Here is a 14,175-nt window from a genome sequence, read left to right as displayed (position 1 = left end):
CATACCCGGCACCCCCCGGATTGGGCAGACTTTAGCAGATAGCCGTGTCGCATTCGTGACGCAATACCAATTTCCGGCGGCCGTCTCGAGTGCGCGTTGATACGGTGTGACCGTGGATCGTGAAACCGACAACGTGCTGGTGGTCGAGGGCCTGCGCAAGAGCTACGGGAACGTCGTCGCGGTCGACGACATCTCGCTCTCCGTGCTGGCCGGCACCATCTACGGCATCGTCGGTCCGAACGGTGCAGGCAAGACCACGACGCTGTCGATGGTCACGGGGTTGCTGAGGCCCGATGCCGGAACGGTGCTCGTTCACGGCGCGAACGTGTGGGCAGACCCGGTGGCCGCGAAGCGCAACATGGGCGTGCTCCCCGACCGGCTCCGCCTGTTCGACCGGCTCACGGGGGCCCAGCTGCTGCACTACGCCGGAACGCTGCGTGGACTGGACCGCACCACCGTTGCATCCCGTTCCGCCGATCTCGCCGTCGCGTTCGGCCTCGAGGGGTCGCTCGGGCGCCTGGTCACCGACTACTCGGCCGGCATGACCAAGAAGATCGCCCTCGCATCGGCGATGATCCACTCGCCGCGCCTGCTCATCCTCGACGAACCGTTCGAAGCGGTCGACCCGGTCTCCGCCGCCAACGTGATCGAGATCCTGCAGCGCTACGCCTCGGCAGGCGGCACCGTCGTGCTGTCGAGCCACAGCATGGACCTCATCCAGCGCATCTGCGACTCGGTTGCAATCATCGTGGGCGGCGAGGTGCTCGCGAGCGGCACCATGCGCGAGGTGCGCGGATTCCACAGCCTCGAGGACCGGTTCGTCGAACTCGCGGGTGGTCGTAAGGCCGCGGAGGGCATGGAGTGGCTGCACAGTTTCTCGGACTGAAGCTCCGACTGCTCGCCAACACGTTCCGGCGGAGCCCCTGGCAGATCGTCGGGGTCGCTGTCGCGCTCGTCTACGGCCTCGCTGCCGCATTCCTTGCGGTGGCTGCCCTCACCGGCCTGCGCCTCGCCGACGCCGACGTCGCGGGCGACATCGTGGTGGCCGCTGGCTCGCTCGTCGTGCTCGGGTTCCTGCTCATCCCGCTCGCGTTCGGCGTCGACGACACCCTCGACCCCCGGCGGTTCGGCCAGTTCGGCATCCCCACCACGAGGCTCGCCGGCCTGCTCGCGATGACCGCGTTCATCGGCGTTCCCGCGCTGGTGATCGCCATCGTCGCCGTCGCGCAGGTCGTCACCTGGAGCCGGGGCGGTGGCCCCACCTTCTTCGCGATTGTCAGCGCCGCCGTGATCGTCGTGACCTGCGTGCTCGGCGCCCGCGTCACGACGTCGCTCGCCGCGTTCGTGCTCGCCAGTCGGCGCGCGCGTGAGCTCAGCGGACTCGTCACCCTCATCGTGCTGGTGAGCATCGCCCCGGCGCTCGCCGCCATCAGCAGCATCGACTGGCAGGACGACGGGCCGGCCATGCTGGCCAGGGTGTCGGATGCCGCCGGCTGGACGCCCCTCGGTGCGGCGTGGGCCGCGCCCGCGCACGCTGCGGTCGGTGAGTACGGCGCGGCGGTGCTCGCGCTGCTCATCGCCCTCGGTTTCGTCGCGGTGCTCGCGGGCGCGTGGCTGCTGCTGGTCGGGCGCATGCTGGTGACGCCGCACCGCGAATCGCGGCCCCGCAGCTACGCGCGCCTCGGCTGGTTCCGCTGGCTGCCGGCATCCACTGCCTGGACCGTCGCCGCACGCAGCCTCACCTACTGGATGCGCGATTCGCGGTATCGCGTGCAGTTGGTCATCGTGCCCGTGGTGCCGCTGCTGATGATCGTGATCCTGTTGATCAGCGGGGTCTACTGGCAGAATCTCGCCCTGCTGCCGCTCCCGGTGATCTGCCTCTTTCTCGGCTGGACCATCCACAACGACATCGCAGGCGACAGCACCGCGCTGTGGATGCATGTCGCGGCGAACGTCTCCGGTCTCGCCGACCGGGTGGGGCGCACCATTCCGGTGCTCGCACTCGGCATTCCGCTGATCGCGATCGGGGCGCCAGTGTCGGCGTCGGCGTACGGCGACCCCGACGTGGCGTGGTCGCTGGTCGGCGTCTCGAGCTGCATCCTGCTGTGCGGGCTCGGCATCTCGAGCATCACCTCGGCGAGCTTTCCCTACCCGACGGTGCGGCCGGGTGACAGCCCGTTCAGCCAGCCGCAGGCGAGCGGTGGCGTCGCCTCGCTCGTGCAGTCCCTGGCGTTCGGCGCCACCGTGCTGCTCACCCTCCCCGCGCTGCTGCTCGGCATGTACGGACTGATCGACCCGCAGCTCACCATGCGCTCGTTCTGGGTCGGTCTGGCAGTGGGGCTCGTTGTATTCGTGGGCGGCGCGCTGATCGGCGGAGCGATCTTCAGCCGTCGGGCACCCGAGTTGCTGGCGTTCACCCAGCGAAGCTGACCCCCGGCTACTACCATCGAAGGATGGCAGGCGACACTCAGCAGGGCGGCGGCGGCACGGACACCCTCGACCGCGAACTCGAAGAACTCCTCACGCAGGAGCAGTTGGAAGACGGGGACCACGAGCGGTTCTCGCACTACGTGCAGAAAGATAAAATCCTCGCGTCTGCGCTCTCGGGCAACCCCGTGATCGCGCTGTGCGGCAAGGTGTGGCTGCCCGGGCGCGACCCGCAGAAGTTTCCGGTCTGCCCGACCTGCAAGGAGATCTACGAGAAGATGACCGAGTAGCGCGAGTCTCGCACCTCGGTCGGCTCCCGCTGAGCAGGAGACCAGCTACTCGGTGACCGGGGTCCGCGCGGATCGCGCCGGCTTTGGACGCACCGCCTCACGGAACCAGGCCGCCTCCGGCAGGCGGGCGAGCAGCGGGCCACAGATCACGGTGATCAGCACGTAGGCGGTCGCGAGCGGCGCGAGCTGCGGCTCGACGCCCGCGCTGAAGGCGAGGCCGGCGATGACGATGGAGAACTCGCCCCGCGGCGTCAGCGTCAGGCCGGTGCGCCAGCGCGCAGGCCGCCCGAATCCGGCGGCGGCAGCCGCGCGGTACCCCGTGTAGGTCTTGGTGGCCATGGTCACCGCGGCCAGCAGGATCGCGGGCAGCAGGACCGGCACGATGTCGGCCGGATCCGTCGCGAGCCCGAAGAAGACGAAGAACACCGCGGCGAACAGGTCGCGCAGCGGTGACAGCTGCTGCTGCGCGTTGTGGGCGACCTGCCCGGACAGCGCGATGCCGACCAGGAACGCCCCGACGGCCGCCGATACGTTGACGTGCTGCGCGAAGCCGGCGACCAGCATGGTGAGTCCGAGCACGCCGAGCAGCAGCGACTCCGCGTGGTTGGGCGCGAAGAGGGCGGAGACGACCCGCCCGTGCCGGAGCGCCAGGTACAGGATCACCAGCACCACGACGATCGCGATCACCAGGGCCGTCGCGCCCGCGAGCAGCCCCGCCCCGATCACCAGGGCCGAGAGCAGCGGTAGGTAGAACGCCATCGCCAAGTCCTCGATGACGAGGATCGAGAGGATGGTCGGGGTCTCGCGGTTGCCGAGCCGCCGCAGGTCGCGCAGCACCTTGGCGATCACGCCGGACGACGACACCCAGGTGACACCCGCGAGGGCCACGGCGGCCACCGGCCCCCAGCCCAGCAGCAGAGCGAACGCCGCCCCGGGGAGGGCGTTGAATGCGGCATCCACGAGTCCGGCCATGCGGGACTGACGGAGGCTGCTGAGCAGTTCGGTCGCGGTGTATTCGAGGCCGAGCATCAGCAGCAGCAGGATGACGCCGATCTCGGCACCGGTCTCGAAGAACTCGGAGCTCGCGGAGAGCGAGATCGCGCCGCCGTTGCCGAACGCGAGCCCGGCGATCAGGTAGAACGGGATGGGCGAGAGGCCGAACCGCGCGGCGATCCGGGAGAGGAACCCGAGCCCCAGCAGCAGCGCACCGACCTCGATGAGCAGCAGCGTGGACTCGTGCATGGCGCGGTTAGCCGGGTCCGACGGTGAGCAGCCGCGACAGGGCGTCGAGGCCGGCGCGGGTGCCGATCGCGATGACGGTGTCGCCGGCGAGCAGGGGGGTATCTGGCCTGGGCGACGGGATGACATCGGCGTTGTGCACGATGGCGACGATCGACGTTCCGGTGCGGGTGCGCGCCCGGGTGTCGCCGAGCCTCGCGCCGGCGTAGGGAGAGGTGGCGGGCAGCACGAGCTGCTCGGTGGCGAGCCCGGCGGCCTGCTCGCGGATGCCGACCAGCTGGCCGAGCATCACCGAGGCGCCGAGCACGTCGGCGAGGGCGGACGCCTCGCCGTCGGTCAGCTCGATCGAGTCGCTGCTGGCGTCTGGGTCGTCGATGTCGAAGAGGGCGATCTCGCGTTCCCCGGTGCGGTGCGAGACGACGCCGATGCGTCGGCCGGATTGGGTGAGCACGTCGTGCCGCGTTCCAATGCCGGGTAACTCGATCTTCTCAACTATCACGCTCACGGTCGCCACACTACCGCCACCGCAGCGGCCTCAGGGATGGGTGCCCGCCTGGTCCGCTCAGGCGTAGACGGTGGGGATCGCGGGTTCGCCGCGGCCCAGCCGCCTGGCGCTCTTGGGCAGTTCTGCGACCGCAGCCGCGCGGTGCTCGCGGGCCAGCGCGGTTCCTGCGGCGCCGGTGTACCGGGAGTCGGCGACCCCGCCCACCACCAGCGGAACCAGCAGCGCGCGGGCGCCCTCGGCGGGCTGCGGGTCGGAACCGACGTGAATGGTCTCCGATGTGGCGACGCCCCCGGCCAGGTCGCGTACCGGATGCTTCCTGCCGCCCGTCGTCGCCTTGGCGGCCGACTTCTTCGCGACCGGAATCCACTCGCCGTCGTCGTCGCGCCTGGCCACCAGCTTGTAGACCATCCCGGCCGCCGGATGCCCCGACCCGGTCACCACGGAGGTTCCGACGCCATACGAGTCGACGGGGGCGGCCCGCAGCGCGGCGATGGTGAACTCGTCGAGGTCGTTGGTCACGGTGATGCGGGTGTTCGTGGCGCCGAGGTCGTCGAGCTGGCGGCGCACCGCCGCGACCTGCTCAGGCAGGTCGCCGCTGTCGATCCGCACCGCGCCGAGCTCGGTGCCCGCGACCTCCACCGCGAGGGCGACCGCTGCCGTGACGTCGTAGGTGTCGACGAGGAGGGTGGTCGAGGGGCCGAGCGCGTCGACCTGGGCGCGGAAGGCGGCCTCCTCGGTGTCGTGCAGCAGCGTGAACGCGTGCGCGGCGGTGCCCATGGTGGGGATGCCCCAGCGGCGCCCGGCCTCGAGGTTGCTGGTCGCGCCGAACCCGGCGATGTAGGCCGCCCGTGCGGCAGCGACGGCGCCCCACTCCGTGGCGCGGCGGGAGCCCATCTCGGCGAGCGGGCGACCGTCGGCGGCGCCGACCATGCGGGCCGCGGCACTCGCCACGGAGGAGTCGTAGTTGAAGACGCTGAGGATGAGGGTCTCGAGGATCACGGCCTCGGCGAACCCGCCCTGCACGACGAGGATGGGCGAGTTAGGAAAGAACACCTCGCCCTCCTGGTAGCCCTGGATCGACCCGGCGAAGCGGTAGTCGGCGAGCCAGTCAAGGGTGGCGGAGGTCACGATCGCCTCGTCGCGCAGCCACTGCAGCTCGGCGTCGGTGAACCTGAAGTCGGCGATCAGGTCGAGCAGGCGCCCGGTGCCGGCGACGATGCCGTAGCGACGACCGGTCGGCAGGCGGCGGGTGAACATCTCGAACACGCACTCGCGGTCGTGCGTGCCGGAGCGGATGGCCGCGTCGATCATCGTCAGTTCGTAGCGATCGGTCAACAGGGCAGTCGTCATCCTGAGAGCCTAGCCAGCGGTACCCGGGTTAGCATTCGACCTCGGAGGGGTCACATGGAACGCACGCGGTGGATCTTTGCTGGGCAGCTGGGCGAGCAGTTCGACGACGGCGGGCGGATGCTGCTGGTCGAAGCGAAGTCGGTGCTGGCCCGTGCCCCCATCCACCGGGCCAAGGCCCACCTCATCCTGTCGGCGATGCGCCACCGCGCCGCCGAGCTGGGTGACCGCGTCGAATACCACCGGGTCGAGAAGTACGGCGACGTGGTTGCCGGGCGCGATGACCTCGAGGTGATCGACCCGACCTCGTACGGCGCGAGGGCCTACGTGCGGCGCATCGGTGCCAGCATCCTGCCCAGCCGGGGGTTCGTGTCGAGCGAGGGAGAGTTCGCCGCGTGGGCCGCGAATCGCGGCGGCAAGCGCATCCTGCTCGAGGACTTCTACCGCGAGGTGCGCGTGCGCACCGGCGTACTGATGGACGGCGAGGGCCCGGCGGGCGGGCAGTGGAACTACGACCACGACAACCGGCAGTCGCCGCCGAAGGGCGCCGTGTCGCTCGGGCTGCCCGATCCGTGGTGGCCCGAGGAAGACGAGATCGATGCCGAGGTGAGGCGCGACCTCGACCGGTGGCAGGCCGACGGCGACATCCACCTGGTCGGCGACGACGGGCCACGTCGCTTCGCCGCGACCGGCGCGGAGGCGGAGCTCGCCCTGCGGGACTTCGTCGAGAGCCGCCTGAACGACTTCGGGCCGTTCGAGGATGCCACGCTGACCGGAGACTGGACCATGGCGCACTCGCTGCTGAGCGCGCCGATGAACCTCGGGCTGATCGACCCGCGCCACGTGATCGACACCGTGGAGGCCGAATACAGGGCGGGGCGCGCGCCGATCGCCAGCGTCGAGGGCATCATCCGCCAGATCGCCGGCTGGCGCGACTACGTGTGGCACCTGTACTGGCACCTCGGCGAGGACTACAGCACCAGCAACAACGCGCTCGCCGCGACGACCCCGCTGCCGCGGGAGTTCCTCGAGCTCGACGGGGAGGCCATCGAGGCGAGGTGCCTCAGCCACTCCATCGGCGGCGTGCGCGAGCACGGCTGGGCGCACCACATCCAGCGGCTGATGGTGATCGGCAACTGGGCGCTGCAGCGCGGGTACGACCCGAAGCAGCTCAACGACTGGTTCGTCGGCATGTTCGTCGACGGCACCCCGTGGGTGATGCCCGCCAACGTGATCGGCATGTCGCAGCACGCCGACGGTGGCATCGTCGCGACCAAGCCGTACGCGGCGGGAGGCGCGTACATCAAGAAGATGAGCGACTACTGCGGCGGATGCCGGTTCAAGCCCACCGTGCGGCTCGGGCCGGACGCCTGCCCGTTCACCGCCGGGTACTGGGCGTTCCTCGACCGGGTGGAGCCGAAGCTGCGCGGCAACCACCGCATGGCGCAGCCGCTCGCGGGCCTCCGGCGCCTCGCCGACCGTGAGGCCGTGGTCTTGCAGGAGGCGGAGCGGCAGGGGTTCTAGAAAGCTAAGCTCGACTCCCGTGACCGATGCGCCGATAGGGATATTCGACTCCGGGGTCGGCGGTCTCACCGTGGCCAGGGCGATCATCGACCAGCTGCCCCACGAGTCGATCCTCTACGTGGGAGACACCGCCCACTCGCCGTACGGGCCGAAGCCCATAGCGCAGGTGCGCGAATTCACCCTCGCGGTGCTCGACGACCTCGTCGCCGAGGGCGTCAAGATGATCGTCATCGCCTGCAACACCGCATCGGCGGCGATGCTGCGCGACGCGCGGGAGCGCTACACCCAGGGCCTCGGCATTCCCGTGGTCGAGGTCATCCAGCCCGCGGTGCGCGCCGCCGTGCGCCAGACCCGCAACGGGCGGGTCGGCGTGATCGGCACCGTCGGCACCATCTCGTCGCACGCCTACCTCGACGCCTTCGCGGCCGCCCCGCACCTCGAGATCTTCGGCCAGGCCTGCCCCCGCTTCGTCGAGTTCGTCGAGGCCGGCATCACCAGCGGGCCCGAGCTGTTCGCCGTCGCCGAGGAATACCTCGCACCGCTCAAGGCGGTCGGCGTCGACACCGTCGTGCTCGGCTGCACCCACTACCCGCTGATGTCGGCCGCCATCCAGCGCGTGATGGGCGAGGGCGTCACCCTGGTCTCCAGTGCCGAGGAGACCGCCCAGCTGGTCTACAACACGCTCATCGAGCACGGCATCGAACGGTCGGCAGGCGACCCGCCGACCTACCAGTTCGAGGCGACCGGCAAGAGCAAGACCGCATTCCTCACCCTCGCGCGCCGCTTCCTCGGCCCCGAGGTCTCCACCGTCGAGCTCGTCGAAACCGGCGCGATCTCGTTACCCGAAAGGCAACCATGACCGACGCCACCCCCGCCCCCACCCGCATCGACGGCCGCGCCGCGAACGACCTGCGCGCCATCACCATCGAGCGTGGCTGGAGCGAGCAGGCGGAGGGCTCAGCGCTCATCTCCTTCGGGCGCACCAGGGTGCTGTGCACGGCGTCGTTCACCAACGGCGTTCCGCGCTGGATGTCGGGCAAGGGCAAGGGCTGGGTCACCGCCGAGTACTCGATGCTGCCCCGCGCCACCAACGACCGCATGGACCGCGAGTCGGTCAAGGGAAAGATCGGCGGCCGCACCCACGAGATCTCGCGCCTGATCGGCCGGTCGCTGCGGTCGGTCGTCGACATGAAGTCCCTCGGCGAGAACACCATCGTCATCGACTGCGACGTGCTGCAGGCCGACGGCGGCACCCGCACGGCCGCCATCACCGGTGCATACGTCGCGCTCGCCGACGCGCTCGAGTGGGGCCGCAGCAAGCGGTTCATCGGCCAGAACGCCAAGCCCCTCATCGACAGTGTCGCCGCGGTCTCCGTCGGCATCGTCGGCGGATCGCCCATGCTCGACCTCGCCTACACCGAAGACGTGCGCGCCGACACCGACATGAACGTCGTCGTGACCGGGCGTGGCCTGTTCGTCGAGGTGCAGGGCACCGCGGAGGCGGCCCCCTTCGACCGCGCGGAGCTCGACAGCCTGCTCGACCTCGCGCTCGGTGGCACCGCGACCCTCACCGCCATGCAGGCCGAGGTGCTCGCCGCGGAGCTCGCGCGATGACCGACGCCCCCGCAAGCGCCGCCCCTGCCGTGCGGCTCGTGCTCGCGACGCACAACGCGCACAAGGTCACTGAGCTGCGCCGCATCCTCGGGCCGCGGCTCGACGGAATCGAGCTCGTCGGGTACGACGGACCGGAGCCGGTAGAAGACGGTGACACCTTCGCGGCGAATGCGTTGATCAAGGCGCGCGCCGCCGCGGAGCACACCGGGCTGCCGGCCATCGCGGACGACTCCGGCATCAGCGTTCCGGCGCTGGGTGGGGCACCCGGCATCCACTCCGCGCGCTATGCGGGAAGCCGTGACGACGCCGACAACCGCGACCTGCTGCTGGCGAACCTGGTCGGGGAGGCCGACCGCACGGCGACCTTCGACTGCGCGGCCGCGCTGGTCGTGCCTGGGGCTGGGCAGGGCGGCACCGCGTTCGAGCACGTCGAGCTCGGCCAGTGGCCGGGCGAGGTGCTCGAGGCCGCGGTCGGCGACGGCGGGTTCGGGTACGACCCGGTGTTCCGGCCGGAGGGGCACGCGGTGTCGGCCGCCGAGCTGACCGCCGACGAGAAGAACGCCGACAGCCACCGTGCTCGTGCCTTCGGCGCCATCATCACCACCGTTCGGAGCCAGCTGGGGGTATAAAGTTTCGGCATGCCGAAACTTGCCGGTCCCGCAGCCGCACCGCCGCCGGTGCGGAGCCCCCGCGGCATCCTGCTGCTCGGCCCGGCGTTCGTCGCGGCCGTCGCCTACGTCGATCCGGGCAACGTCGCCGCGAACCTCACCGGTGGGGCCCGCTACGGCTACCTGCTGGTCTGGGTGCTCGTCGCCGCGAACCTCATGGCGTGCCTGATCCAGTACCAGTCGGCGAAGCTCGGCATCGTGACCGGCCGCTCGCTGCCGCAGCTGCTCGGCGACCGCCTCGGCCCGAAGCGGCGACGCGCGTTCTGGGGCCAGGCCGAGCTGATCGCCATGGCCACCGACTTCGCCGAAGTCGTCGGCGGAGCGATCGCGCTCTCCCTGCTCTTCGACCTGCCGCTGTTCGTCGGCGGCATCATCGTCGGCGTGGTGTCGACCATGCTGCTGGCCACCCAGAACCGCTTCGGCCAGCGCCCGTTCGAGTCGATCATCATGGGGCTGCTCGCCATCGTCACCATCGGCTTCCTCGCCGGCCTGCTGTTCAACCCGCCGAACGCCGCCGGGGTCGTCGGGGGACTCCTGCCCCGCTTCGAGGGCACCGACTCGGTGCTGCTCGCGGCGAGCATGCTCGGGGCCACCGTCATGCCGCACGCCATCTACGTGCACTCGGCGCTCGCGCGCGACCGGCACGGCCACGCCCCGGAGCCCGGTGACCGCACGCGCCTGCTGCGCGCCACCAAGTGGGACGTCGGGTTCGCGCTCGGCATCGCCGGGGCCGTCAACCTCGGGATGCTGCTGCTCGCGGCCGCGAACCTGCAGGGTGTCGACGGCACAGACACCATCGGGGGCGCGCACGCCGCGATCTCGGTCGCGCTGGGCCCGGCGGTCGCGCTGGTCTTCGCGATCGGACTGCTCGCCTCCGGGCTCGCCTCCACCTCGGTCGGGTCGTACGCCGGGGCCACGATCATGGAGGGGCTGCTGCGCCGCCGCATCCCGCTCCTCCTGCGCCGCACCATCACCCTGGTGCCCGCGCTCGCCCTGCTCGGGGCCGGGGTCGACCCGACCTGGGCGCTCGTGGTCAGCCAGGTGGTGCTGAGCTTCGGCATTCCATTCGCGCTCATCCCGCTGCTGAGGCTCACCGGCGACCGCGACCTCATGCAGGAACAGGTGAACGGCGGCATCGTGCGCTGGCTGCTGCGCATCAGCGTGCTGCTCATCGTGAGCCTCAACGTCGCGCTGATCGTGCTCACGGTGAGCGGCGGGTAGCGCGGTGGTTGGCACGCCCGTCGGCACGGTCGTCGAGGACTACGTCAAGGTTATCTACGCGCACACCGAATGGCAGCCGAAGCCGATCACGTCGTCCGAGCTCGCGGCACGGCTCGGCCTCGCCCCGTCGACGGTCACCGAGATGGTCAAGAAGCTGCAGGCCGCTGGGCTGGTGACGCACCGCCCTTACGGCGCGATCGAATTGACGATGGATGGCTCGGCCCTCGCGCTGCGCATGGTGCGCCGCCACCGTCTCATCGAGACCTGGCTGGTCGATGCCTGCGGCTACGGCTGGCACGAGGTGCACGACGAGGCCGAGGTGCTCGAGCACGCCGTGAGCGACCGCCTGCTCGAGGTGATCGCCGCGCAGCTCGGCGACCCGACGACCGACCCGCACGGCGATCCGATTCCCGCGGCCGACGGCAGCATCACGCGCCCCGCCGCCGACCTGCTGAGGGACGTTGCGGTGGGCGCGACCGGCACCGTCGTGCGCATCAGCGACCGCGACTCGGCGCTGCTGCAACGCCTGGGGGAGCAGTCCGTGGTCGTCGGGTCCGAGGTGACCGTGGTCGGGGCGGCCGCCACCGACGGGGTGCCGGGTGCGGTGACCGTGCGGGTCGGGGGCGTCGAGCGGGTGCTGGATGCGGGCGCCGCGGCATCCATCTGGATCACGCATTAGCGGCATGCGCGGTGCCGCCGCGCCGGGCGTACGGATCACCCGCTAACGTTGGGGGCCATGCCAAACCAGCCGAACCCCCGCTCTGTTCCCCTCGACCTGCCCACCGACGAGCGCCTGCACCTCGCGGTGCAGCACTACGGCAACGACGAGGTCGTCGAACGCGCCGTCGCGCTGATGGCCGGGGCGAACGCCGGCGACGACTTTCTGCTCTACGCCGGGGGCCGCCACGCGCAGGGCGTGCTCGACGGTGCTCCGCCGCTGTACTGGCCGGAGGCGTGGGGCGCCAGGGTGCTGCTGCACGTCTGGAACCAGTCCGCCGCGCCCGCGGTCATCGAGGGGCTCGAGAACCAGGCATGGCGCGTGCGCGAGGCGTGCGCGAAGGTGTGCGTCGTGCGCGAGATCCACGTGGCGCAGAAGCTTCTCGCGATGCTCACCGACGAGGTGCCCAGGGTGCGCGCCGCCGCACTGCGCGCACTCGCCGAGGTCGGCACCGCCGAGCACATCGACGCGGTCGGCGCCCTCGTGAAGGACCCGGAGAAGGAGGTGCGCCGGGCCGCCCAGCAGTCGCGCGACGCCCTCATCGCCCGCACCGGCGGAGCGGCTGGCGGTCAGGCTACTGGTGGCGGTGCTGCTGCCGGCGAGGCTGCCGCCGGCACCGCTGGGCCAGACGCAACCGCCGACACCAGCCCGGACTCGCAGGGCGCCTGACCCCTCAGTCGGGCTTCTGGTCGAAGTACCGCTTGTCGAGCACGATCTCCTCATCGGTGAGCGGCGTGACCCCGGCGCGGAGCGCAGCCTGGGCCCGCTTGCGCGACTGCAGGTAGTGCAGCCCGGTCGGGATCAGCGTCAGCACCACCGCGCCGAGCAGGATCACATCGATGTACTCCTGCACGAACCGGCTGACCGGCGGGATGTACCCGAGCAGGTACCCGGCGAAAGTGAGCCCGGCCCCCCAGAGCATCGCGCCCACGAAGTTGTAGAACGTGTACTTGCGGTACGGCATGTGACCGATGCCCGCGGCCACCGGCACGAACGTGCGCAGGATGGGCACGAACCGGGCGAGGATCACGCTCAGGCCCCCGAACTTCACGAAGAACCGGTTGGTGCGCTCGACGTTCTCGCGGCTGAACAGGCCGCTCTCCTTGCGCTCGAAGATCTTCGGCCCGAACTTGTGGCCGATCAGGTAACCGACCTCCCCGCCGAGGAACGCGGCAAAACCGATCGCGAGGCACACCCACCAGATGTCGATCTCGATCACCCGCTCCGGGCCGAAGGCGAGCAGCCCGGTGATGATGAGCAGGGTGTCGCCTGGCAGGAGGAAGCCGAACAGCAGGCCGGTCTCCGCGAACACGATGAGGCACACGCCGACCAGCGCATACGCGCCGAAGCCCTGGATCAGCGTCTCGGGATCGAGCCAGGGGATCAGTGCGAACGGGAGCGACAGCAGGTCGAGCACGAATTCTCCAGTCACGGGGAACGGGGAGACGGGGTCGCCCCGCACGACGATGCTGTCAGGTTAGCGGGTGTGTGCTGGGAGTGATACTGACGAACAGCGGGGCTCCCTAGGCTGACACCATGACTTCTCTTCACGGATCCGTTGTGCTCGTCGTCGGTTCGACCGGGGCCCTCGGCTCCCTGTTCGCGAAGGCCCTCGAGGCCGAGGGGGCGACCGTCGTCGGCGCGGCGCGGGATGCGACCGCCGGCAGCGTTGCGGGTGATCTCCGCGACGAGCTGGCCGCTGCATCCATCGTCGAGGCGGCATCCGAGGAACACGGTCGGATCGACGGCGTCATCATCGCCGCGGGAGTCGTCGCCTTCGGCCCGGTGGGCGAGCTGTCGGACGCCACGCTCGCCGAGCTCTTCGCGGTCAACGCCCTGGCGCCGATCCGCCTCATCCGCGAGTCCATGCCGCACCTGGCGGCATCGGCAACCGACGGGCGGGAACCGTTCATCGTGACGCTGAGCGGGGTCGTCGCCGAGACCCCGACCGCGGGCCTCGCGGCCTACTCGGCATCGAAGGCCGCCCTGGCCGCGTTCACGACGGCCGTGTCGCGGGAACTGCGCCGCAGCGGCATCCGTATCGTCGACGCCCGACCCGGCCACACCGAGACCGGCCTCACCACGCGGCCCATCGCCGGCACCGCCCCCGCCTTCCCGGCCGGGCTGGAGCCAGAGGCCGTCGTCGCCCGGGTAATCCGCGCGATCGTCGACAACGAGAAGGACCTGCCGAGCACCGCGTTCTAGGGGCGGGGTGGGTTCACGACGTCGTAACGGTTCGGCGTCAACCGCGGGGAACTGAACCGCGGCCCCGATCGCAGCGCTACAGTGCGAGTAATACTCAGCCAAGGAGCGGCGCCATGCGTGCACCCATCGTCCCCGTCATCATCCTCTGCGCCTTGATCACCACGGGCTGCGTCGGCGCCGAGCGTTCCGTCCTTTCTCCCTCAGGTTCCGCGCCTGTCTCTCCGTCACAGCCAGCGCCAGCGGCCGTCCCTCCGTCGCCGTCATCGTCGGCTCCGGCGACACCTCCCACGGACCCGACTCCGGGCCCGTCGGAGGATCCGGATCCTGCCGCTCCGACACCGGTCGTCGGTGCCCCTTCCGGCACGGCACTGCCCGTTCCGTATGCGTCCGACGAGTGCTGGGGCCTTCTCACCGACG

At 70.6% G+C, this 14,175-nt stretch carries 15 protein-coding genes; 11 read left to right on the top strand and 4 right to left on the bottom strand.

The features are described from left to right. Nucleotides 1–112 precede the first annotated feature (112 nt). The 3 genes from G5S38_RS02070 to G5S38_RS02060 are packed head-to-tail and all read left to right on the top strand — an operon-like array spanning nt 113 to nt 2,717. Nucleotides 113–886, top strand: a complete 774-nt coding sequence (locus G5S38_RS02070) for an ABC transporter ATP-binding protein (RefSeq protein ID WP_235928852.1) — start codon at nt 113–115, stop codon at nt 884–886. Further along, nucleotides 862–2,430 carry an ABC transporter permease gene (locus G5S38_RS02065; protein ID WP_165063700.1) on the top strand — a complete coding sequence of 523 codons (1,569 nt, stop codon included), beginning with the start codon at nt 862–864 and terminating at the stop codon, nt 2,428–2,430. The genes G5S38_RS02070 and G5S38_RS02065 overlap by 25 nt, the downstream gene beginning before the upstream one ends. A gap of 23 nt (nt 2,431–2,453) precedes the next feature. After that, complete coding sequence (locus tag G5S38_RS02060; RefSeq protein WP_165063698.1) at nt 2,454–2,717, top strand: DUF3039 domain-containing protein; 264 nt, start codon at nt 2,454–2,456, stop codon at nt 2,715–2,717. Nucleotides 2,718–2,762: 45 nt separating this feature from the next. Here G5S38_RS02060 and G5S38_RS02055 read toward each other — a convergent pair whose 3' ends face one another. The 3 genes from G5S38_RS02055 to G5S38_RS02045 are packed head-to-tail and all read right to left on the bottom strand — an operon-like array spanning nt 2,763 to nt 5,811. Further along, on the bottom strand, nt 2,763–3,959 hold the full coding sequence (locus G5S38_RS02055; RefSeq protein ID WP_165063696.1) for a cation:proton antiporter: 1,197 nt from the start codon (nt 3,957–3,959) through the stop codon (nt 2,763–2,765). A gap of 7 nt (nt 3,960–3,966) precedes the next feature. After that, nucleotides 3,967–4,461, bottom strand: coding sequence for a cation:proton antiporter regulatory subunit (locus G5S38_RS02050; RefSeq protein ID WP_165063694.1), 495 nt, complete (start codon nt 4,459–4,461; stop codon nt 3,967–3,969). A 57-nt stretch (nt 4,462–4,518) separates the two neighbouring features. Further along, a complete protein-coding gene (locus G5S38_RS02045; RefSeq protein WP_165063692.1) occupies nt 4,519–5,811 on the bottom strand; it encodes a nicotinate phosphoribosyltransferase in 1,293 nt (430 codons plus the stop codon). 54 nt (nt 5,812–5,865) lie between these two features. Here G5S38_RS02045 and G5S38_RS02040 point away from each other — a divergent pair, with 54 nt between their 5' ends. Genes G5S38_RS02040 through G5S38_RS02010 form a run of 7 tightly spaced genes read left to right on the top strand, consistent with a single transcriptional unit; the run spans nt 5,866 to nt 12,222 of the window. After that, on the top strand, nt 5,866–7,332 hold the full coding sequence (locus G5S38_RS02040; RefSeq protein WP_165063690.1) for a cryptochrome/photolyase family protein: 1,467 nt from the start codon (nt 5,866–5,868) through the stop codon (nt 7,330–7,332). 19 nt (nt 7,333–7,351) lie between these two features. Further along, on the top strand, nt 7,352–8,191 hold the full coding sequence (gene murI, locus G5S38_RS02035; protein ID WP_165063688.1) for a glutamate racemase: 840 nt from the start codon (nt 7,352–7,354) through the stop codon (nt 8,189–8,191). Beyond that, on the top strand, nt 8,188–8,946 hold the full coding sequence (gene rph, locus G5S38_RS02030) for a ribonuclease PH (RefSeq protein WP_165063686.1): 759 nt from the start codon (nt 8,188–8,190) through the stop codon (nt 8,944–8,946). Before murI ends, rph begins: the two co-directional genes overlap by 4 nt. Next, nucleotides 8,943–9,575 (top strand): RdgB/HAM1 family non-canonical purine NTP pyrophosphatase, encoded by a 633-nt coding sequence (rdgB, locus tag G5S38_RS02025; RefSeq protein WP_165063684.1) that lies wholly within the window; start codon nt 8,943–8,945, stop codon nt 9,573–9,575. Before rph ends, rdgB begins: the two co-directional genes overlap by 4 nt. Nucleotides 9,576–9,584: 9 nt before the next feature. Then, complete coding sequence (locus tag G5S38_RS02020; RefSeq protein ID WP_165063682.1) at nt 9,585–10,835, top strand: Nramp family divalent metal transporter; 1,251 nt, start codon at nt 9,585–9,587, stop codon at nt 10,833–10,835. 4 nt (nt 10,836–10,839) lie between these two features. Then, nucleotides 10,840–11,514 (top strand): metal-dependent transcriptional regulator, encoded by a 675-nt coding sequence (locus G5S38_RS02015; RefSeq protein WP_165063680.1) that lies wholly within the window; start codon nt 10,840–10,842, stop codon nt 11,512–11,514. A 57-nt stretch (nt 11,515–11,571) separates the two neighbouring features. After that, nucleotides 11,572–12,222, top strand: coding sequence for a HEAT repeat domain-containing protein (locus tag G5S38_RS02010; RefSeq protein WP_165063678.1), 651 nt, complete (start codon nt 11,572–11,574; stop codon nt 12,220–12,222). Between the two features lie 4 nt (nt 12,223–12,226). Here the strand turns inward: G5S38_RS02010 and G5S38_RS02005 are convergent, their stop codons facing one another. Continuing rightward, the gene (locus tag G5S38_RS02005) at nt 12,227–12,985 is read right to left on the bottom strand and encodes a DedA family protein (RefSeq protein WP_235928851.1); all 759 of its coding nucleotides are present in this window, start codon (nt 12,983–12,985) and stop codon (nt 12,227–12,229) included. A 104-nt stretch (nt 12,986–13,089) separates the two neighbouring features. On the opposite strand from G5S38_RS02005, the gene G5S38_RS02000 reads away from it, so the two are divergent. Further along, a complete protein-coding gene (locus G5S38_RS02000) occupies nt 13,090–13,758 on the top strand; it encodes an SDR family NAD(P)-dependent oxidoreductase (RefSeq protein ID WP_165063676.1) in 669 nt (222 codons plus the stop codon). Nucleotides 13,759–14,175 lie beyond the last annotated feature (417 nt).

Source organism: Marisediminicola senii, from assembly GCF_011057645.1.
GTDB classification, from domain to species: Bacteria; Actinomycetota; Actinomycetes; order Actinomycetales; family Microbacteriaceae; genus Marisediminicola; species Marisediminicola senii.
This window is presented reverse-complemented; position numbering and strand designations above follow the sequence as displayed.

Coding starts and splice junctions, on each gene's coding strand:
- G5S38_RS02060 (WP_165063698.1), top strand. CDS start 2,454: ATGGCAGGCGACACTCAGCAGGGCGGCGGCGGCACGGACACCCTCGAC.
- G5S38_RS02055 (WP_165063696.1), bottom strand. CDS start 3,959: ATGCACGAGTCCACGCTGCTGCTCATCGAGGTCGGTGCGCTGCTGCTG.
- G5S38_RS02045 (WP_165063692.1), bottom strand. CDS start 5,811: ATGACGACTGCCCTGTTGACCGATCGCTACGAACTGACGATGATCGAC.
- G5S38_RS02040 (WP_165063690.1), top strand. CDS start 5,866: ATGGAACGCACGCGGTGGATCTTTGCTGGGCAGCTGGGCGAGCAGTTC.
- rph (WP_165063686.1), top strand. CDS start 8,188: ATGACCGACGCCACCCCCGCCCCCACCCGCATCGACGGCCGCGCCGCG.
- rdgB (WP_165063684.1), top strand. CDS start 8,943: ATGACCGACGCCCCCGCAAGCGCCGCCCCTGCCGTGCGGCTCGTGCTC.
- G5S38_RS02020 (WP_165063682.1), top strand. CDS start 9,585: ATGCCGAAACTTGCCGGTCCCGCAGCCGCACCGCCGCCGGTGCGGAGC.
- G5S38_RS02010 (WP_165063678.1), top strand. CDS start 11,572: ATGCCAAACCAGCCGAACCCCCGCTCTGTTCCCCTCGACCTGCCCACC.
- G5S38_RS02000 (WP_165063676.1), top strand. CDS start 13,090: ATGACTTCTCTTCACGGATCCGTTGTGCTCGTCGTCGGTTCGACCGGG.